General features: G+C 68.2%; 20 protein-coding genes and 3 tRNA genes. 10 read left to right on the plus strand and 13 right to left on the minus strand.

Annotated features, from left to right (window positions below):
* Position 1: 1 nt before the first annotated feature.
* Positions 2 to 892 (minus strand): 4-hydroxy-tetrahydrodipicolinate synthase, encoded by an 891-nt coding sequence (dapA, locus tag K9D25_RS16540; RefSeq protein WP_244376726.1) that lies wholly within the window; start codon positions 890 to 892, stop codon positions 2 to 4.
* A gap of 335 nt (positions 893 to 1227) precedes the next feature.
* On the opposite strand from dapA, the gene K9D25_RS16545 reads away from it, so the two are divergent.
* Positions 1228 to 3441, plus strand: coding sequence for a lytic transglycosylase domain-containing protein (locus K9D25_RS16545; protein ID WP_244376727.1), 2214 nt, complete (start codon positions 1228 to 1230; stop codon positions 3439 to 3441).
* 126 nt (positions 3442 to 3567) lie between these two features.
* Here K9D25_RS16545 and K9D25_RS16550 read toward each other — a convergent pair whose 3' ends face one another.
* The 7 genes from K9D25_RS16550 to K9D25_RS16580 all read right to left on the minus strand — a co-directional run bounded on the left by K9D25_RS16550 (position 3568) and on the right by K9D25_RS16580 (position 8803).
* Positions 3568 to 3705 (minus strand): hypothetical protein, encoded by a 138-nt coding sequence (locus K9D25_RS16550; RefSeq protein ID WP_244376728.1) that lies wholly within the window; start codon positions 3703 to 3705, stop codon positions 3568 to 3570.
* A 3-nt stretch (positions 3706 to 3708) separates the two neighbouring features.
* On the minus strand, positions 3709 to 5820 hold the full coding sequence (locus K9D25_RS16555) for a flagellar motor protein MotB (protein WP_244376729.1): 2112 nt from the start codon (positions 5818 to 5820) through the stop codon (positions 3709 to 3711).
* 105 nt (positions 5821 to 5925) lie between these two features.
* Positions 5926 to 7185 (minus strand): aminopeptidase, encoded by a 1260-nt coding sequence (locus K9D25_RS16560; protein ID WP_244376730.1) that lies wholly within the window; start codon positions 7183 to 7185, stop codon positions 5926 to 5928.
* A 134-nt stretch (positions 7186 to 7319) separates the two neighbouring features.
* A complete protein-coding gene (locus tag K9D25_RS16565; protein WP_244376731.1) occupies positions 7320 to 7598 on the minus strand; it encodes a hypothetical protein in 279 nt (92 codons plus the stop codon).
* Between the two features lie 165 nt (positions 7599 to 7763).
* On the minus strand, positions 7764 to 8348 hold the full coding sequence (locus tag K9D25_RS16570; protein ID WP_244376732.1) for a nucleoside 2-deoxyribosyltransferase: 585 nt from the start codon (positions 8346 to 8348) through the stop codon (positions 7764 to 7766).
* A 48-nt stretch (positions 8349 to 8396) separates the two neighbouring features.
* Positions 8397 to 8473: transfer RNA gene (locus tag K9D25_RS16575), tRNA-Arg, on the minus strand.
* Between the two features lie 24 nt (positions 8474 to 8497).
* Positions 8498 to 8803 carry an ETC complex I subunit gene (locus K9D25_RS16580; protein WP_244376733.1) on the minus strand — a complete coding sequence of 102 codons (306 nt, stop codon included), beginning with the start codon at positions 8801 to 8803 and terminating at the stop codon, positions 8498 to 8500.
* Positions 8804 to 9214: 411 nt separating this feature from the next.
* Between K9D25_RS16580 and rpsU the strand changes: the two genes are divergently transcribed.
* The 3 genes from rpsU to K9D25_RS16595 all read left to right on the plus strand — a co-directional run bounded on the left by rpsU (position 9215) and on the right by K9D25_RS16595 (position 9994).
* Entirely contained in the window at positions 9215 to 9496 is a 282-nt protein-coding gene (rpsU, locus tag K9D25_RS16585; RefSeq protein WP_244376734.1) for a 30S ribosomal protein S21, read from the plus strand.
* Positions 9497 to 9540: 44 nt separating this feature from the next.
* Entirely contained in the window at positions 9541 to 9795 is a 255-nt protein-coding gene (locus K9D25_RS16590) for a hypothetical protein (protein ID WP_244376735.1), read from the plus strand.
* A gap of 122 nt (positions 9796 to 9917) precedes the next feature.
* A tRNA-Pro gene (locus K9D25_RS16595) sits at positions 9918 to 9994 on the plus strand.
* Positions 9995 to 10127: 133 nt separating this feature from the next.
* Here K9D25_RS16595 and K9D25_RS16600 read toward each other — a convergent pair.
* From K9D25_RS16600 to K9D25_RS16610, 3 genes are all read right to left on the minus strand, one after another.
* Positions 10128 to 10610, minus strand: a complete 483-nt coding sequence (locus K9D25_RS16600) for a DUF192 domain-containing protein (RefSeq protein ID WP_244376736.1) — start codon at positions 10608 to 10610, stop codon at positions 10128 to 10130.
* A 43-nt stretch (positions 10611 to 10653) separates the two neighbouring features.
* On the minus strand, positions 10654 to 11256 hold the full coding sequence (locus K9D25_RS16605) for a cold-shock protein (RefSeq protein ID WP_244376737.1): 603 nt from the start codon (positions 11254 to 11256) through the stop codon (positions 10654 to 10656).
* A 122-nt stretch (positions 11257 to 11378) separates the two neighbouring features.
* Positions 11379 to 12146: an SIR2 family NAD-dependent protein deacylase gene (locus K9D25_RS16610; RefSeq protein WP_244376738.1), complete on the minus strand. Its 768-nt coding sequence runs from the start codon at positions 12144 to 12146 to the stop codon at positions 11379 to 11381.
* Between the two features lie 55 nt (positions 12147 to 12201).
* On the opposite strand from K9D25_RS16610, the gene K9D25_RS16615 reads away from it, so the two are divergent.
* From K9D25_RS16615 to K9D25_RS16630, 4 genes are all read left to right on the plus strand, one after another.
* Positions 12202 to 12624, plus strand: coding sequence for a VOC family protein (locus K9D25_RS16615; RefSeq protein ID WP_244376739.1), 423 nt, complete (start codon positions 12202 to 12204; stop codon positions 12622 to 12624).
* A 200-nt stretch (positions 12625 to 12824) separates the two neighbouring features.
* A tRNA-Glu gene (locus K9D25_RS16620) sits at positions 12825 to 12899 on the plus strand.
* Positions 12900 to 13556: 657 nt separating this feature from the next.
* A complete protein-coding gene (locus K9D25_RS16625; protein ID WP_279613815.1) occupies positions 13557 to 15281 on the plus strand; it encodes an asparagine synthetase B family protein in 1725 nt (574 codons plus the stop codon).
* A gap of 30 nt (positions 15282 to 15311) precedes the next feature.
* The gene (locus K9D25_RS16630) at positions 15312 to 15461 is read left to right on the plus strand and encodes a hypothetical protein (protein ID WP_244376741.1); all 150 of its coding nucleotides are present in this window, start codon (positions 15312 to 15314) and stop codon (positions 15459 to 15461) included.
* Positions 15462 to 15510: 49 nt separating this feature from the next.
* Here K9D25_RS16630 and K9D25_RS16635 read toward each other — a convergent pair whose 3' ends face one another.
* Positions 15511 to 15744, minus strand: coding sequence for a hypothetical protein (locus K9D25_RS16635; RefSeq protein ID WP_244376742.1), 234 nt, complete (start codon positions 15742 to 15744; stop codon positions 15511 to 15513).
* A 48-nt stretch (positions 15745 to 15792) separates the two neighbouring features.
* A complete protein-coding gene (locus K9D25_RS16640) occupies positions 15793 to 16686 on the minus strand; it encodes a LysR family transcriptional regulator (RefSeq protein ID WP_244376743.1) in 894 nt (297 codons plus the stop codon).
* Positions 16687 to 16859: 173 nt separating this feature from the next.
* Here K9D25_RS16640 and K9D25_RS16645 point away from each other — a divergent pair, with 173 nt between their 5' ends.
* Together K9D25_RS16645 and K9D25_RS16650 are read left to right on the plus strand one after the other, a co-directional pair.
* Positions 16860 to 17273, plus strand: a complete 414-nt coding sequence (locus tag K9D25_RS16645) for a RidA family protein (protein ID WP_213369847.1) — start codon at positions 16860 to 16862, stop codon at positions 17271 to 17273.
* A 99-nt stretch (positions 17274 to 17372) separates the two neighbouring features.
* Positions 17373 to 18155, plus strand: coding sequence for a transporter substrate-binding domain-containing protein (locus K9D25_RS16650; protein ID WP_244376744.1), 783 nt, complete (start codon positions 17373 to 17375; stop codon positions 18153 to 18155).
* Positions 18156 to 18157: the final 2 nt, after the last annotated feature.

Here is an 18157-nt window from a genome sequence, read left to right on the forward strand (position 1 = left end):
GTCAGTTGAGGATTCCGGCGTGGCGCATGGCCGCGAGCACGGTTTCCTTGGTCTTCTCGGTGACCGGCACCATGGGCAGGCGCGCCTCGTCGACAATCTTGCCGAGAACGCTCAGCGCATATTTGGTGGGGCTCGGGTTGGTTTCAACGAACAGCGCCTGGAACAGCGGGAACAGCCGGTCCTGCAGCTCCAGCGCCTTGGTGTAATCGCCGGCGATGCAGGCCTCGATCAGCTGGGCGCAGAGCTTGGGGGCGACGTTGGACGCCACCGAGATGCAGCCGTCGCCGCCATGCGCCATGAAGGCGAGGGCCGTGGCGTCTTCGCCCGAGAGCTGGTTGAAGCCGGGGCCGATCGCCTGGCGCTGCTGACTGACGCGGGCGAGATTGGCCGTCGCGTCCTTCACGCCGACAATGTTCTTCAGCTCGGCCAGCCGCGCCATCGTCTCCACCGACATGTCGACCACCGACCGGCCGGGAATGTTGTAGATGTAGATCGGCAGGCCGATGGCGTCGTTGATGGCCTTGTAGTGCTGATACAGGCCTTCCTGACCGGGCTTGTTGTAATAGGGCGTCACCACCAGCACCGCGTCCGCCCCGGCCTTCTCGGCGTGGCGGGCGAGGTCGATCGCCTCGATCGTGTTGTTGGAGCCGGCGCCGGCAATCACCGGCACCCGGCCCGCCGCCTGGGCGACGGTCCATTCCACAATGGCCTTGTGCTCGTCATGGGAGACGGTCGGGCTCTCGCCGGTCGTGCCGACCGGCACGAGGCCGTGGATGCCTTCCTCGATCTGCCAGTCGACGAGGTCGCGGAACGCTTTCTCGTCCACGGCGCCGTCGCGGAACGGCGTCACAAGCGCCGTAAAGGATCCACGGAAGGGCAGCGGGTGGGACATGGAGCGCTCCTGAAGCTCGATCGTTCTTGTCGCGCAGCATGCCCTTGGCACGATGCGGCGAGGGGGCATCAGATATCGCGTCGACGCGGCCGAAGGAAGGGCATTGTTGGCGCTTCGCGTGGCAAAGCCCGGCAATCTCCGCCGCGCGCCGACGCCCTGCCCCCGTTTTGCCGGGTTGCGCGGCTAGATTGCCGCATGGGCTGCGGAGCGGGCGACAGGGCGCGCCGGTGGTGGTTAGCGTTTCGTCAATAAGATCGCGCGACAACTGAGGCTGCCCAGCCGACCGGAAACGGCCCGTGCGGGGCCTGTTCTGTCTGTCAGGAGAGTCCGCCGTCATGAACGAGTGCGCGAACGATCATCCGCTTTCGCCGCGTTCCGCGAACGGGACGCGGCGCCGGCCGCGCGGCGCCCTGACTCTTGCCACCGCGCTGCTGCTCGGCTCGGCGGCCTTCCTGCCGACATTGGCCCAGGCGACGACGCCGACCCCGGCGCCGAAGCCCTCCAGCGCCAAGGACCAGAAGACGGCGGCAAAGAAGCCCGCGCCGAAGCCGGCCGCCAAGCCGAAGATCAACGTCTCCCCGAAGGCGACGGCCGCCTCCGCCGCCGGCGGCATGGCGATGGCGGCGGGTGCGGCGAGTTCATCCCTTGCCGGTGCCACCGGCGACCTCAAGACCGCGACCGATCTCATCGACAAGGGCCAGAGCGCGCAGGCGCTCGCCATCGCCGACCAGATGCGCGATCCCGGCGCGCAGGCGCTGGTGCGCTGGCTGGCGCTGCGCGTCACCGCGCGCGATGTCGGCTATGACCGCGCCGTCGCCATTCTGCGCGCCCATCCCACGCTCCCGACGCCGATCGTGCTGCGCCGCAGGCTCGAATATCTGCTCTATGTCGAGAACAAGGATCCGCAGACGATCCTCAATTTCTTCGCCGAGCAGGCGCCCTATTCCGGCGAGGGCAAGGTCGCGCTCGCCCGCGCTCTGTTCGCCGCCGGCGACCAGAAGGCCGGCGCGGCCTGGCTGCGCAATGCCTGGCAGGAGGACCCGCTCGCTTCCGATACCGAATCGACCGTCATGGTGGAGTTCGGCGGCCTGCTGACCCGCACCGACCACAAATACCGCGCCGATAAGCTGCTCTACGCCGAGGACAGCGAGCGCGGCCTGCGTGCTGCGCAGCGGGCCGGCGACGACGTGACGGCGCTGGCACGGGCGCGCATCGCGCTCTCCACCGGCAAGGGCGATGTGGCGAAGCTGCTGGCAGCCGTGCCGGCCTCGCTGCGCTCCGACCCGGCCTATCTCTACACCCTCGCCAAGATGCAGCGGCGCAATGGCGATCACGCCGCCGCCGCCCGCACCCTGTCGAGCGCGCCGAAGGACCCCGGCCTGCTGGTCGACCCGGACGAATGGTGGGTCGAGCGCCGGCTCGTGGCGCGCGGCCTGCTCGACAAGGGCGATGCCCGCACCGCCTACAAGGTGGCGCGTGACGCCGCCGTGCCCGAAGACGAGCATATGCGGGCCGACGCGCATTTCACCGCCGGCTGGCTGGCGCTGCGCTACCTCAACGACCCCAAGGCGGCGCTGGCGCATTTTTCCAAGGTCCCGGAGAACCAGACTCACCCGGCGACGGTGTCGCGCGGCTATTACTGGCAGGGCCGCGCCTATGAGGCGCTGGGCTCAACCGCCAATGCCCGCTCGCAATATGCCACGGCCGCGCAATACGGCACCGCCTATTACGGCCAGCTGGCCGCCGCACGTCTGGGCAACAGCAAGGTGAAGGTGGAATCGGCCCCTGCCGCCAATGCGGCGCAGCGCAACGCCTTCAACCGCGACGAAGGGGTGATGATTTTCCGGCTGCTGGAGAAGCTCGACAAGTCGAACCTCTCCATCGCCCTCGGCTATGACCTCGCCGAACGTCTGCCGGATGCCGCGCAGCTCGGCCTGCTGGCGGAGCTCGCCAAGCAGCAGGGCGACGCCCGCGCCGTGACGATGATCGGCAAGGTGGCGCTCAATCGCGGCATTCCGCTGGAGGCGGAAGCCTATCCCACCTTCGGCATTCCCGAGTACCGGCCGATCACCGAGGATGTCGACCGCTCGCTGGTCTACGCCATCGCGCGGCAGGAAAGCATGTTCAACCCCTCCGCCCGGTCGAGCGCCGGCGCCACGGGCCTGATGCAGGTGATGCCGGCCACCGGCGCCACCATCGCCCGGCGCACCGGCACCACGCTCGACCCCAAGCGGCTTGCCGTGCCGGCGGTGAATGTGCAGTTCGGCGCGGCCGAGCTGCGTAGCCTGCTCGACAACTACCAGAACAATTATGTGCTGACCTTCGCCGCCTATAATGCCGGGCGTGGCAATGTGGCGAAGTGGATCGCCGCCTATGGCGACCCGCGCGATCCCTCGGTCGACCCGATCGACTGGGTAGAGCGCATCCCCTTCTCCGAGACCCGCAACTATGTGCAGCGGGTGATGGAGAACGCGCAGGTCTACAAGTCGCGCTTCGGCTCACGCGCCCCGCTGCAGATCGAGGCGGATCTGCGCGGCTCGCGGCTCTGATCGCGAGGCGGCGCCGGCCTCAGGCCGGCCCGCGCCCGCGCAGCAGGCGGCGCAGCCAGCAGCCGCCGACACAGCCGCCCAGATAGGTCGCGACCATCAGCACCGTCACGTCGATGGCGAAGGGCGTCATGCCGCGTCCTTTCCGTCTTTGGCCACGTCCGCGCGGCGGCGCGCGGGGGTGCAGCCGCTCCACCAGCCGGTGACAAGGCCGAGCGCAAGGGCAGCGGCGAGATAGGGCCAGAGTTCAAGCGCCAGAAACAGCATGGCTCACCTCACGATCAGCTGCACGCCGGCCGCCGCGGGCGGGGCGGCCGCATCCGGGCTCTGCGCGGCGAGCGAGGGCCGCTCGCCGGTGATCAGCCGGTCCGGGGCGATGCCAGCAGCGGCGAGATACTGCACCAGAGACTGCGCCCGCGCGGTCGCCGTCGACGCATCCGTGCCGGGCTGGCGGATGGAAATCTCGATGAGCGCCTCCGGGCAGCGCGCCGCCGCCGCCGCGACCCGGTCGAGCAGGCCGAAGCTCGACGGCTCGATGGCGGCATCGCTGGCGGCAAAGGTGACGCTGCCCTTTTCCATGAGATGGGTGATCAGGCTCTGGCACGCGGCCGCATCCAGGGGCGGCGCCGGCGGCGCGACACTGAGCGCGACATCCAGCGTGAAGCCGGAGGGCAGACCCGCCGCCAGATTGGCGCGGACCGAGGCGACCGCCTCGGGGTAGAGCACCGTGCCCGTCACCTTCAGCTGGGTGTCGTCGAAACGCACCTCGCCGCTGTCGAGCCGCGAGAGCTGGCGCATCGCCGTCATCACCGCCGCCGTGAACCCCTGCGGCGCGCCCTGGGCGATCGCCGACACGTCGTTCAGCCGGTCACCGAGGAACTGGCTCTTGGCCGCCTCCACCAGGCGCTCATGCTCGGTGGGTGACGGGAAGAAACCCGAGAGCGTCAGCCCGTCCGCGTCCTTGCGCAGGCTGAACACATAGGGCGAAACGACGGGCGGGCGCACGTCACTGCGCAGGGTGAAGCCCTTGGGCGGCGACTCTTCCAGCGCCGCCCGCACCGTGAGAAACGCCGCCGCGTCGAGCGCCTCGCCGGAAATGGCGAGCGTCGTGCCATTGCCGCGCACCGAGCCCTGCCGCAGCCGCGAGAGCTGGTCGACGCCGAAGCTGGTTGCCGCCACCCAGGCCTCACCGGGCGGGCCGCCCATGGCGATGCGCATCTCGTCGCTCACGGGCACGCCGGGAAAATTCCCGCGCACCGAGTCGAACACCAGCCGCTTGGCTTCCTCGGACGGCGCGAAGCCGGTCAACCGCAGGCCGTTGGCCGTGCGCTGGACGCCCCATATGAAGGGATCGACGCGCGGCGGCTCAACGGCGAAGCGGGTGAGCGTGTAGCCCTCGGGCAGGTTGCGTCGCGCTGCCGACATGGCGTCATAGGCGGCGAAGTCCGGCGCCGTGCCCTCGATGGCGATGGTGGTGCCAGACAGCGTCACCGTGCCATTGGGCAGCCGCCCCAGCTGGGCGAGGGCGAAGGCGGCGGCTTTGAGCCAGCCCTCCGTCGGCGGGGCACCGTCGGCGAGGCGCAGCCGGTCGGAAATCGCCGCGCCCGGCATGGCGCCGCGCACGAGGTCGAGCAAGGCGCGGCGCGCATCGCCGAGCGGAATGTAGCCGGACAGGGTCACGTCACCATCGCGCTCGCGCGCCGCCGACCAGATGAAGGGCGACACGATGGGCGGCAGCACGGCGAAGCGCGCCAGCTCGAAATCCTTCGGCAGCTCGCTGCGCACGGTGACTTCAAGCGCGTCATAGCTGGCGAAGTCCGGCGCGCGCCCCTCGATTGAGAACGCATTGTCGGAAAGGGTGATGCGGCCCGCCGGCATCTTGGCGAGCTGCTCGATGCCGAAAGCGACGGCGCCGATGAAATCGCCGGCGGGGACGCCGCGCGCCCGCACCAGCTCCTTCTCGCCCGTCACCACCACGCCCGGCGCCATGGCGGCAGCCGCCTCGGCGATGCGCCGGCGAGCGTAGGAGGATGGCACATAGCCTTCCAGATGCAGCTTGCTGCCGTCGCGTATGGCGCTGAAGGTGAAGGGCCGCCGTTCCGGCAGCAGCGTCGTGCGATCCTCCACCACGCGCACGCCCGACAGGCGGGCAAGCTCATAGCGGACCTTGATCCGCGCTTCCTCGGAGAGAGCCTCGCCCTCGAGCAGCGCGTTGCGGCCCTCGAACCGCGCATGGGCCCAGGATTCGCCGATGACCGAGAGCAGCGTTTCCGCCCGCTCGGTCAAATCCTGCTCCACCGGCGCCCGCGCGAACGTAACGGCGAGCGCCACCAGCACGGCAAGGGCGGGAAGCCCTTTCCACCAGGCGCGCCAACGACACATCATAGTCTCCCCCGTCCGGCAGCCGGAATCGGCCGGCCACCAGGCCGGGGGACTTGACCATAGTTCCACGACATCAGGAAGCGGCCCCCTCCTGCCGGCGTCCCCTTACACCCACTCGCCCGCGCGCATCACCGGCTCGGCGGCGCCGGAGGCGGTGATGCCGTCGACATCGACCTCGCCGGAACCGATCATCCAGTCGATATGGATCAGGCTCGCATTGGCGCCGCGCGCCGCAAGCTCGTCGGGCGTCAGACTGGCGCCGTTGATGAAGCACTTGGAATAGGACTGGCCGAGCGCGATGTGGCTGGCGGCGTTCTCGTCATAGAGCGTGTTGTAGAAGAGTAGTCCGCTCTTGGAGATCGGCGAGGAATGCGGCACCAGCGCCACCTCGCCCAGCCGGCGGGCGCCCTCGTCGGTGTCGAGCACCTTGTTCAGCACGTCGGCGCCGGTACGGGCACGGGCCTCGACGATCCGCCCGCCCTCGAAACGCACGGCGATGTCCTGGATCAGTGTGCCCTGATAGGACAGCGGCTTGGTGCTGGCGACAATGCCGTCCACCCGGTCCTTGTGCGGCGTGGTGAACACTTCCTCGGTCGGGATGTTGGCATTGCAGACGATGCCGTTCTTCGCCTGCGAGGCGCCGCCTGCCCATTCATGCTCATCGGCGAGGCCGACGGTGAGGTCGGTGCCGGGCCCGCGGAAGCGCAGGGCGGCGTAGCGCTGGCCGTTGAGCCGTGCGGTGCGCGCCTGCAGTTCCGCGTTATGCGCCGCCCACGCCGCCACCGGGTCAGGCGCATCGACGCGCGAGGCAGCGAAAATGGCATGCCAGAGCTTGGCCACGGCGATGTCTTCGGGGTCGTCGGGGAACATCGCCTTGGCCCAGGCCGGCGAGGCATAGGACACGATCGTCCAGTTGATGTCGAAATTGGCGATATGGGAAAGCGCCGGCATATAGGCCTTCGACCGCGCGCGGTTGGCGCGCGACACCTTGTCCGGGTCTTCATTCGCCAGCAGCGAGGGGTTCTCGCCGGAAATGGCGAGCCGCGCCGCGCCGGCACCAAATGCCTTCGCCATGCCCTCATAGAGCCAGGCCGAGGCGGCATCGAAACTGTCGTCGGGCGCGTTGCGGAAGCGCATCAGCGTCGCCTCCTCGTCGCTGAACAGCGTGGTGACGAGGCTGGCGCCGGCCTTGTAGGCGTGCTCGGTGATTCGGCGCACCAGCGGCAGCGCGTCGAGCGAGGCGGTCATCACCAGCTCCTGCCCCGGCTGCAGGCCAAGCCCGACATGGACGGCGACGGCGCCCAGCCGGTCGAGCCGTTCCTCATGCGAGAGGAGTTCCGTTGGGGTGGCGGCGTGTTTGGTCATGCTGGTCTCCGAAAGGCGCGGGTGGCCCGCTGCCATTGAAGAAAGCCGCGACACCGCCCGTCAAGCCGCAAGGGCTTACAAACGAAAACGGGCGAGCCGGAGGCTCGCCCGCTTCGTTAATATTTGCAGGGTGATCAGCGCTCGCTGCGCTCGTTCACCCGCTCCTGATTGATGATGGCCTGATCGCCGCGCATGTACCACGGGTCAGCATAAGAGGGCTCATAACCATAGGACGGGCCAAGCGGCGCGCGAACCGGCGCGTTGTAGACCGGCTCGCCATAGTAGCGCTCGCCCACATAGGCGTTCCGGCCTTCATAGACGTGGCCACGGTAGTTCGGGTCCGCGAAAGCGGTGCCGGCGGCACCGGCAGCGAGAATGCCCAGAGTAGCAGAGGCAAGAAGCAGCTTGCGCATGATGTCATCTCCGTCGTCTGTAGGCTTTTGCTTCTGGACCGGAACGTGAAGTCCGATCCGTTCGGCCTGACAACGGCGACATGGCGAAAAAGGTTCCGTTCACGACTTTGCGCGCGGCCGAACGCCCAAGACCACAGAAGGCGAATGCCTGCCGCCCGGCTCTCGCTACCACCCGATCAAACGGTTGGCGATCGTGCCGGCCAGCAGGGCTGCGGCCAGGCTGACGGCGAGGGCGACGACCACGGCGCGGCGCGTGCGCCGCTGCAGATCGCGGTTGCGCACGGTGAAGCCGAGCGCCGCTACCGCCTCGGCGATGGCCTCCTCAGCGCTGGCGCCGACGACGCGACCATCGGGCACGATCATCAGGTTTTCCGTCTTGCCCCAGTCCTCGACCAGATACCCCTCCCCGTCCCGCCCATCGGCGCCGGACGGGTGGCGCTCCTTGAGCGGGCGCGGATCGGCGGACCAGAAGAACACCGGAGTGCCACGCGCCTCGGCATAGCCGATCTCGAACGCTGTGCCCGGATCCATATGCGTGCCGCGAAACGGGGTGATGTTGGCGATCACGGCATCCGCCGTGTCCAGCATCTCCAGGCAGGCACGGCGAATGTCGACGCCCTCGGCATGAAGGGGAAAGAGGCCCTCGGCACCCGCAGCGGCGCAGAGCCTCCGCAGCCGCTCCCCTTGTTCGGCGGCATCCGGGCGGAACACGTCCGGTCCGGCGAGATAAAGACGAAGAAGCCGGGGCATGGGCAACTCGGGAGAGGCGCGCCGCCGGGACAGCGCGCGCTGCGAGGATGGCGACCGCGGCTGGGCTCGAACCAGCGACCTGCCGCTTAGAAGGCGGCTGCTCTATCCAGCTGAGCTACGCGGCCCACGCGCCCCCGCCGGCTTCGTGGTCAGTGGGTCCACTGGCCGATGCGGCGGAAGCTGAAATTATCGGAATAGGCCATGCGGCGGCGCGCCGGCTCCTGCGGTTCCTGCAGCTGATAGGCGATGCCGTGGCGCTCGGCATAGGCGACCGCCTCTTCCTTGGTGTCGAAGCGCAGGCGCACCTGGCTCTTCATGTCGCCGGAGCTGGTATAGCCCATCAGCGGCTCCACCAGACGGGGCTGCTCCGGCTCATAGTCGAGCACCCAGAGCTTGGTCCGGGCGTTGCCGGACTGCATGGCGGTCCGGGTCGGCTTGTAGATGCGTGCGACCATTTCCCCTCGCTCCCTTGCCGCGACCGCCACTCTGCCGTTCCGGCTGGTGGCGGGCCCGCGCCTTGCCCGCCCTGATTAAGGCGCTCCCAACGTTCTGGCAATGGCCGCCCGCCGGCTTCCCCCATCTGCCGCCGGCCTTGCCGTGCGATACGCGGCGGACAAGCCGGCGGCAGGATGTCGATACCGCGCCATCGGATAGAATTCGCCTGCGCACGGAGAGCACTCCGGGATGGTCCGCACAGCATTTCACCTTATGCCCACGCCATCAGCCGGCGAGCTGCGCGGACTCCGCGTCGCGGCAAAAACGTAACCAACCCTGACTTTTGCTGTCCGTCGTCCTATATAGGCAAAGCGTCGTCATTCACGGCGACGATTTTTACCATTCGAGCAGACCATAGGATTGGACAGGATTTGCAGGTTCTCGTACGCGATAACAATGTCGACCAGGCTTTGAAGGTTCTGAAGCGCAAGATGCAGCGCGAGGGTATTTTCCGCGAGATGCGGGCGCGCCGTGCTTATGAGAAGCCCTCCGAGCGCCGCAACCGCGAAGCGGGCGAGGCCGTTCGCCGTGCCCGAAAGGTGGCGCGCAAGCAGGCCGTGCGTGAGGGGTTGATCGCTGCCCCGAAGAAGAAACCCTCGTCCCGGCAGGCCCCCGCCCGCGCACCCGCCGCCCCGGCGCCGGCCGCCGATTAGCGGCGCGTACCGCCCTCGCCTCCCGACGTTGAAAGGAAACGACCATGAGCCCTTCGCTCCCCGCCTCCGCCCTCCCCGCCGCCGATGAACCGGTGGCCCGCCCGGCCATGACGCGGATGGAAAGCAAGGCCGAGGCGATCTCGCGCGCGGCGATGGACGCGATCCATCAGGAGGTCGCCCGGCGCGAGGCCAAAACCGCCCAGCTCCGGGCGGCGCGTCTGGCGAAGGAGGCCAGCGAGCGCGCGGCCGCCGCCGCCAAGCCGGCGCCCGTCAAGCGCAAGGCAACGTCGGCCCGTTGAGGCGGGGCCGGCAGCGAACCACCCCGCGCCATCTTGCCGAGCGGGACCCTTCTGTGCCATCTGACTGCGGCCGGCCTTTTGGGCTGGAAAGAAGGGTCCCGTCCGTCGGGAAAGAACCTTGTCGGGGCATAGCGCAGCCCGGTAGCGCGGAAGTTTTGGGTACTTCAGGTCGCAGGTTCGAATCCTGCTGCCCCGACCAGTTCACCCTGCCAGCGACGTGACGAGTCCCCGGCGATGGCGCCTTCGCTGCGGCGTGCGCCGTCATGCTCCTGACCGCGGTGGCAACGCATCACGCCCGCTATCTTCTCCGCCCACAGCGCGGCGCGGCAGGGCTAGCGCTCGCGGAACAACCGGTACTCGATGCGGTCGCCGACGGCGATTCCCTTGGCGCGCACCGTGCCGGCGGGCAGTTCCAGCACCGCCCGCACCGGCGGACCCGAGGAAATGGTTTCGGTGGACAGCGGCACCGTGTCGGTGGCGATGCTGGCGATCCGCCCGTCGGAGCGGATGAACAGCATATCGAGCGGGATATAGGTGTTCTTCATCCACATATAGATCGGCTGCTCGACGCCGAAGTCGAACAGCATCCCCGCATCGGGCGCCAGCTCGGTCCGGTACATCAGCCCCTTGGAACGCTCGGCCGGCGTCACCGCCAGTTCGATGGTGACCGCGAACGGCCCCGCCTTGGTGAGGATGTTCAGCTTTTCCGCTGCCGCGCCGGCCGGCAGCAGGCCAGCCAGCAGCAGGGCGGCGAGGGCGAGAACGGGTGCCAGCCCACGGAAGGACCGGCCCGCGAGGGCAAAGGCGTGGCTCATGCGCGCGCTTGTCATGCGTAAACGACGCCGGGCGGCGCCTTCCCTAGTGAGACGACGGGGTGGCGGCACCATCGGGCCGCACTTCGGCAGCCATAAGGCCTTTCGGCCCCGGCCCGAAGCGCACCAGCACCATCTGGCCGGGCCGCAGCTCGGCGAGGCCGTGGCGGCGCAGCGTCTCCATATGCACGAAAATGTCTTCGGTTCCCTCGCCGCGCGACAGGAAGCCGAAGCCGCGCAGACGGTTGAACCATTTCACCCAAGCGCGCTCAAAGCCGCCGACCGGCTGCACCGTCACATGGGTGCGGGCCTGCGGCAGCTGCGAGTGATGCACGGCGGTGGTCTCGTCCATGGAGAGCACGCGCAGCGCCTGGAAGCCGCGTTCGCGCGCCACCACCTCGCACACCACGCGGGCGCCTTCCTGCGCGGTGTTGAAGCCGCCGCGCCGCAGGCAGGTGACGTGCAGCATCACGTCGCCACTGCCATCGTCGGGAACGACGAACCCATAGCCTTTGGACAGGTCGAACCATTTGATGGCGCCGGCGATGAGAAGGACCTTGCCCTCCTGGCCCTCGCCCGCCCCGGCATTCTCTTCCGGTTGGGCGCGCGAATCATTTCCCGTGCGCGGCAGAGACCCGTCCGATACCATCGGCTGCCAACCTCCAGGAAAGCCCGTTCGCCCCGCCGGCGAAACCCATGATTCCGAGGCCGAAGCATAGCACCCGGCGCTGCCACGAAAACACCGAAATCGATTCGCGGCGCGATTCCGTCTCACCGATGCAACGCGGCATCGCACACCGCGCCGATATCGGCGCGGATCACCAGATCGGCGAGATCGTCGAGTTCGGTCGGCTCGCGATTGATGATCACCAGCCGGGCGCCAGCGCGCTTGGCCTGTACCGGAAAGCCGGCGGCGGGCCACACCACCAGCGAGGAACCGAGGACGAGGAACACGTCGCAGGCCGCGCTAAGCCGCTTCGCCCGCGCCATGGCCTCGGCCGGCATGGGCTGGCCGAAGGAGATGGTGGCGCTCTTGATCGGCCCGGCGCAGGCGGGGCAGTCGGGCGCCCTCTCCTCTGCGGCCTCGAAGCGGGCGCGCACCCAATCGAGCTCATAGCGCGTGGCGCAGTCGAGGCAGGTGGCATAGGTGCTGTTGCCGTGCAGTTCGACCAGATCCGCATCAGGAACACCGGACGCCTGGTGCAGGCCGTCAATGTTCTGGGTGATGATGCCCCGCAGCCGCCCCTCGGCGAGCCATTGCGCCAGCGCCCGGTGGCCGCGCCCCGGCCGGGCGCCGGCAAAGACGGCTTCCATGGCGAATCGCCGCCGCCAGGCTTCCGCCCGCATCGCCGCGCTGGCGCGAAAATCCTGGTAGTCGATGGGCCGGTTGCGGGTCCACAGCCCGCCGGGCGAGCGGAAATCGGGAATGCCGCATTCGGTGGAAATGCCCGCGCCGGTAAAGGCGACGCCGGCCTTCATCGGCGTCAGGACGGCACGCAGCGCCTCGGCCGCCGCCTTGATGTCATCGCTCGCCATCATATGTTGCCTTCACCCGATCCGTGGCCATCGCGGCTTCAGCCTTCGAGAGGACTTCATGAAGTACCTACACACCATGGTGCGCGTCACCGACATCGACGCCTCGCTGGATTTCTATTGCAACAAGCTGGGGCTCACCGAGGTGCGGCGCAAGGAATCGCCGCAGGGGCGCTTCACGCTGATTTTCCTCGCCGCCCCCGGCCAGGAAGGCGTCGCCGAAATCGAGCTGACCTATAATTGGGACCCCGAGGTCTATGGCGAAGGGCGCAATTTCGGCCATCTCGCCTTTGAGGTCGACGATATCTACGCCGCCTGCCAGAAGCTGCAGGAGGGCGGCGTGACCATCAACCGCCCGCCGCGCGACGGGCGCATGGCCTTTGTCCGCTCGCCCGACAATATCTCGATCGAACTGCTGCAGAAGGGCGAGGCGCTGCCGCCGCTCGAACCCTGGGCCTCGATGCCGAACACCGGAAAGTGGTGAGAAATCGCTCGTAGGAAGCCGGGGCGCCCGCGCCCCGGCACCGGCGGGCCCTTCCCTGCTCGACCCGCCACGGATGGTCGGGTTGGTGTGGGGAGGGCGGGAAACACGCGATTGGCTCGGACGACGCGCGGGCCTGTGGATGACGCAACCGCCCCCATCTTGCGCGCCGCCGCGCGTCACCCTATAAGGCACCCGCCTGCGCGCCCTTCGTCTATCGGTTAGGACGCCACCCTTTCACGGTGGAGAGAGGGGTTCGACTCCCCTAGGGCGCGCCACTTCCGTACAAGACCGCGAACACCCTTCTGGGTGGCGCGCTTGGCGAGTACGGACCTTTCTGCAACCGAGCTTGAGCCGTGGATGCGCGCGACGCGCGTGTCGAGCCGTACGCCATGCTTCGCGAGACGTCGGATGTACATCTCCAGCCCAAAGTCATTGGGGAAGAACCGATCGACCGCTCCGGCACCTCTCCAGACACATGGCGCGAGGGTCGTCCACGCCGTGAAGCGCAGGCGCCATGGCCGAGGCCCGCGTTCCGCACGAGCCCCCGGGCCGCGCCCGTCTCGCTTCCCGCAGGTTCGCCGCTGCCGTCCAGGGCGCGCTGCCGCTCGGTTTGTTCCTTTGCGCCGGCAAGGGAGGCTGGTACGGATCAGGGCGACCGGCGCGGACCGAAGCAGGAGACATAAGCGAGATGACGGCGATTGCCGGGCTTTGGCGTCTCGATGGCGCGGGCGGCGTGCGCGCGGTGGCGGAGCGAATGGGGGCCACACTGGCCGCCTATGGTCCGGACCGCAGCGGGTTGCAGGAAGAGCGCGCGCACGGCCTCGCGCTCGTCTGGCAGCAGATGCGCGTCACCGCCGAGGACAGTTTCGACCGCCAGCCCCTGGCTGCCGCCGGCGGGGCGCTCTGGCTGGTGGCCGATGCCCGCATCGACAATGGCCCTGAGCTGGCGGAGACCCTCGGCCTGCCCGCCGACGGGCCGGACCGGGGGGGGCGATGCCGGGTTGATCCTGGCCGCCTATCAGCGCTGGGGCGAGGGCTGCGTCGACCGGCTCGTCGGAGATTTCGCGTTCGTGCTGTGGGACCGGCAGGCCGGGCGCCTGCTGCTGGCGCGCGATTTTCGCGGCAGCCGGCCGCTCTATTTCGCCCATGGTCCCGGCGTCTTCGCCTTCGCCTCGATGCCTAAGGGGCTGTTTGCCGTCCCCGATGTGTCGGACGCGCTCGATGAGGCGGAGGTCGGCGCCTATCTGGCACTGCTGCCGGCGCATGGCACCCGTACCTTCTACCGCGACCTCTCCCGCGTGCCGCCCGGCCACACGCTCACCGTCAGTGGGGAGGTGCGGCAGCTGCACCGCTACTGGCGGCCGGAGGAAATGGCGACGCTGCCGGCGGGTGACCACCGCGAGCAGATCGGCGAGTTCCGGCGGCTCTATTCCCGCGCGGTCCGCGACCGGCTGCGCGTGCCCACCGGTATGGGGATCGGCAGCCATCTCAGCGCCGGCTTCGACAGCGCCTCCGTCACCGCTCTCGCCGCCGACGAGCTGGCCCGGCAGGGCAAGCGCCTGACTGCTTTCACCGCCGCCCCGCGCGAGGGCTTTGCCTTCCCCGCCTATCAGGGAAGGGCGACCGACGAATCCCCGGTCGCCGCCACGCTCGCGGCGCGCTTTCCCAATATCGACCATCGGGTGATCCGCACCGACCCGGTCGATCCCTTGCAAGGGGTCGAGCAACACCTGCCGGCGCTCGACCAGCCGGTGCTGAACCCATGCAACAATGTCTGGATCAACGCGATCGACGCGGAGGCGGCGCGCGGGCGCATCCGCGTGATGCTCTCCGGCGCGATCGGCAACATGACCGTCTCCTATGACGGCCGGCCGCATCTGGCGCAGCTGTTCCGGCGCGGGCGCTGGCTCGCTCTGGCGGGCGTGAGCATCGGCATGTGGCGCGACGGCGTCAATTTCAAGGGACCGTTCCGCGCAGCGCTCGGCCCCTATCTGCCCCGCTTCATCCTGGAATGGCAGGGTGCCGTTCCCGTCGCCTCGACCGATCCCTTCATCCACACCGCGCTGGCCGCCGAGTTCCGCCAGGCCATCGATCTCGATGTCATCGCCCGCGAGCGGGCCTGGGATATGACCTACCGCCCCTGGGCCGATGGCAAGGCGATGCGGATCGCCGTGCTGAACCGTATTGACCCGGGCGCCGTGCATCATGCCAGCCTGGCGCGCCATGGCGTGGACACGCGCGACCCCACATCCGACCGTCGGGTGGTGGATTTCTGCCTCGCTCTGCCGGAACGGCACTTCATCCATCGCGGGCGGGTGTCCTCGCTGCTGCGCGACGCGATGGAGGGACTGATGCCGGCGGCGCATCTGGCGCGGCGCACGCGCGGCTATCAGGCGGCGGACTGGTATGAGGGCGTGGTGGCGGCCCGCGAGGAACTGCTGGCGGAGATCGCGCGGCTGGAATCCTCGCCGCTGGCGTCCCGCGCGCTCGATCTGAAGCGCCTGCGCGCACTCGCCACCGACCTGCCGGACCCGTCCACTCCGCCGGACCAGATAGGCATGCTGACTCGCGCCCATGAGCAGACCCACCGTCTCGCCCTGCTGCGCGGGCTTTCGGTAGGGCGGTTCATCCGCATGGTCGAGAAAGGCAACGGATAGCGGCCGGAACAGGATGTAGGCCCGCCGCTCATGGCCGATGCTGCGGACCGGGCCGGCTTCGAGGCGGCGGCGACAGTGGTGCGTCAGCCCTGGGGGGCGCCGTCGGCGCTCCCCGTTTCGGTGGACGAGATCACACGGGCCGGCCCGGCGGGCAGTATGGACGGTGGGATTTTCAGCTGACCCGGGCAGCGGCTTCCATAACTGACCAGCCTCTGCGGCGGCGGCCGGCTCAGGCCTGCTCCCGCGCCGCCTTCACCCGCCGCTCATCCGGCGTCGCGTCCCCGCTCATGCGCGTCGAGGCCGACCAGAGCCGCACCGCCGGCGCGCCCGGCGCCACCATCCCGCTACGCGGATCGATCACCGCCAGATCGTCGGTCAGCAGGCCATGGCCGCGCGCGTACGGCCCGCTCGACGACATCCAGCGCGACGTGCTGGCGTTCCTCTCCGGTCTGGCGGAGCGCAAGCTGATCCTCCCCGCCGATACCCCTGCCGCCTGAGAGGGCGCGCGGCGTCAGGCCGGCGACCGTTCCGACCGATAGGAATGGACGCGCTTCAGAATGCTCAGGAACACCTTGATGCGCTGGCTGATCGGGCGCGCGGTCGAGAAGATCGCGCATCCCTCGTGCTGGTAGACGGGGCTGCTCTCTTCGACATTCAGGTTGAAGCGTGCCTTGATCAGATCCCCGTAATGGGTGGGCAGCATGCCCTGGTAGAAGCCGGTCGCGACCATGGCGGCGACGGAATCGAGGCCGGCGGCACTCGGGCCGCGATGGTATCGCCCGGAACGGATCGCGTGCTCCACATAGGGGTGCTGGCGATAGATCAGCGGCAGGTTGGGTATCTTCGACCTGTCGACGAAATCGGCGACATAGACCCGGTGGATCTCGCGATAGATCGGGACATGAAAGAAGTCGCGATCATCCGTGTACTTGCCGCGAATGACGAGGTCGACACGGCCTTCATTTAACGACTGAGCCAGCTCATTGAAGGTCATCACCAGAATCTGCGGCTCCACCCCCGGGGCCAGCCGCCGCATCTCGGTGAGGGCTTCGGGCAGCTTGCAGGCGGGATGCGTGAGGGTGTGCTCACCGATCCCGATGGCGAGCCGCCCCGACAAGATGCCGTGCACGGCGTCGATCTCGGGGCGAATGCGTCCCAGCGCCTGGAAGGCGGCCGAAGCGAGATCGAGCGCCACGTCGCCCTCCGGCGTCAGGCGGAAGCCGCTGCGCCCTCTCTCGCACAGCCTCACCCCGAGGCGCGCCTCCACCTCGCGGACATGGCGGCTGATCGAGGGCTTCGACATGGCGAGTTTCTTCTCGGCCGCCGCAAACCCGCCCGCCTCCGCCACCGCACAGAACACCCGCAGCGAGCGCAGGTCCCGCTCGTCGAAATCAAGCTTCATCATGCGCGATACCTATCAGAAAACGAAACATAGGTCGCAAAAAAATCGCTTTTCGTGATGTGACCTCGTTCGTAAGGTCAGGGAGCCCATAAGAATACCCGCGCGGCATTCCCTGACGAACTCGACTTCGGAGGCGTTCAGAAAGCCCGCGTAAAAGTACAAACAGGAATACGACGATGGCCCACACCCGAATCCGCAAGTTCAATACCAAGGTGACGTACCCCGAGCAGAACATCGACAACGACCTCTGCCAGGCGGTCATCGCGCGCGGAACGACCGTCTACCTGCGTGGCCAGATCGGGCAGAATCTCGATACCTCCGAATGCGTGTGCATCGGCGATGTTGCGGGTCAGACCGAACAGGCCATGAAGAACATCGATATGCTGCTGAAGGAATGCGGCAGCCAGCTCGATCACATCTGCAAGCTGACGATCTACATCTCCGATCCGCGCTACCGTGAGGACGTGTATCGGGTGGTCGGCCGCTGGCTGAAGGGTGTCTTCCCGGTCTCGACCGGCATCGTCGTCACCGCCTTCGCCCGCACCGAATATCTCGTCGAGGTGGACGCGACGGCCGTTATTCCGGACTGAGCGCCGCTCACATTCGGCTCCGGCCTGCCATGACGGCTCCGCGGCGCCCCTGCGGAACCGTCCGATAACATCAACCTTCCAGCAACAAGGGTGTAGGCAATGACCGCACGTATTCTGTTCGCCGCCGCCATCGGCCTCATGGCGACGCTTGGCACCGTTCCCGCCGTCGCCGACGCGCTGGACGACATCATGGCCCGCAAGACCATCCGCGTCGCCGTGCCGACCGACTATCCCCCGTTCGGCTCGGTCGGTGCCGACATGCAGCCGCGCGGCATGGACATCGATGTCGCCAATCTGATCGGCGAGAAGCTGGGCGTGAAGGTCGAGCTTGTGCCGGTCACCGCGCCCAACCGCGTCGCCTATCTCCAGTCGGGCAAGACCGACCTCACCATCTCCTCGCTCGGAAAGACCGAGGAGCGGGCGAAGGTGATCGACTTCAGCATCGCCTACTCGCCGTTCTTCGACGCCGTGTTCGGCAAGAAGGAGCCGCCGGTCAAGGACTATGCCGACCTTTCCGACAAGACCATCTCGGTCACGCGCGGCTCGATGCAGGACAAGGAACTTGAGGAGCTCGCGCCGAAGGCGGTGGTGAAGCGCTTCGAGGACAATAACAGCACCATTGCCGCGTTCATGTCCGGCCAGGTGGAGATGTTCGCCTCGGGCACCCCCGTCGCCGCCGCCATCAAGCGCCGCAACCCGGATCTCGATCTGGAGCTGAAGATCGTGCTGGCGAATTCCCCCTGCTATGTCGGCGTGGTCAAGGGCGAGCAGAAGCTGCTCGACAAGGTCAACGCCATCATCCGCGAGGCCAAGGCCAATGGCGAGATCGACCGGCTCTCGGTGAAGTGGCTCGGCGCCCCCGCCGGCGAGCTTCCCGAGTAATC

Origin of the sequence: Ancylobacter polymorphus, assembly GCF_022836935.1 — a bacterium.
GTDB lineage: Bacteria > Pseudomonadota > Alphaproteobacteria > Rhizobiales > Xanthobacteraceae > Ancylobacter > Ancylobacter polymorphus_A.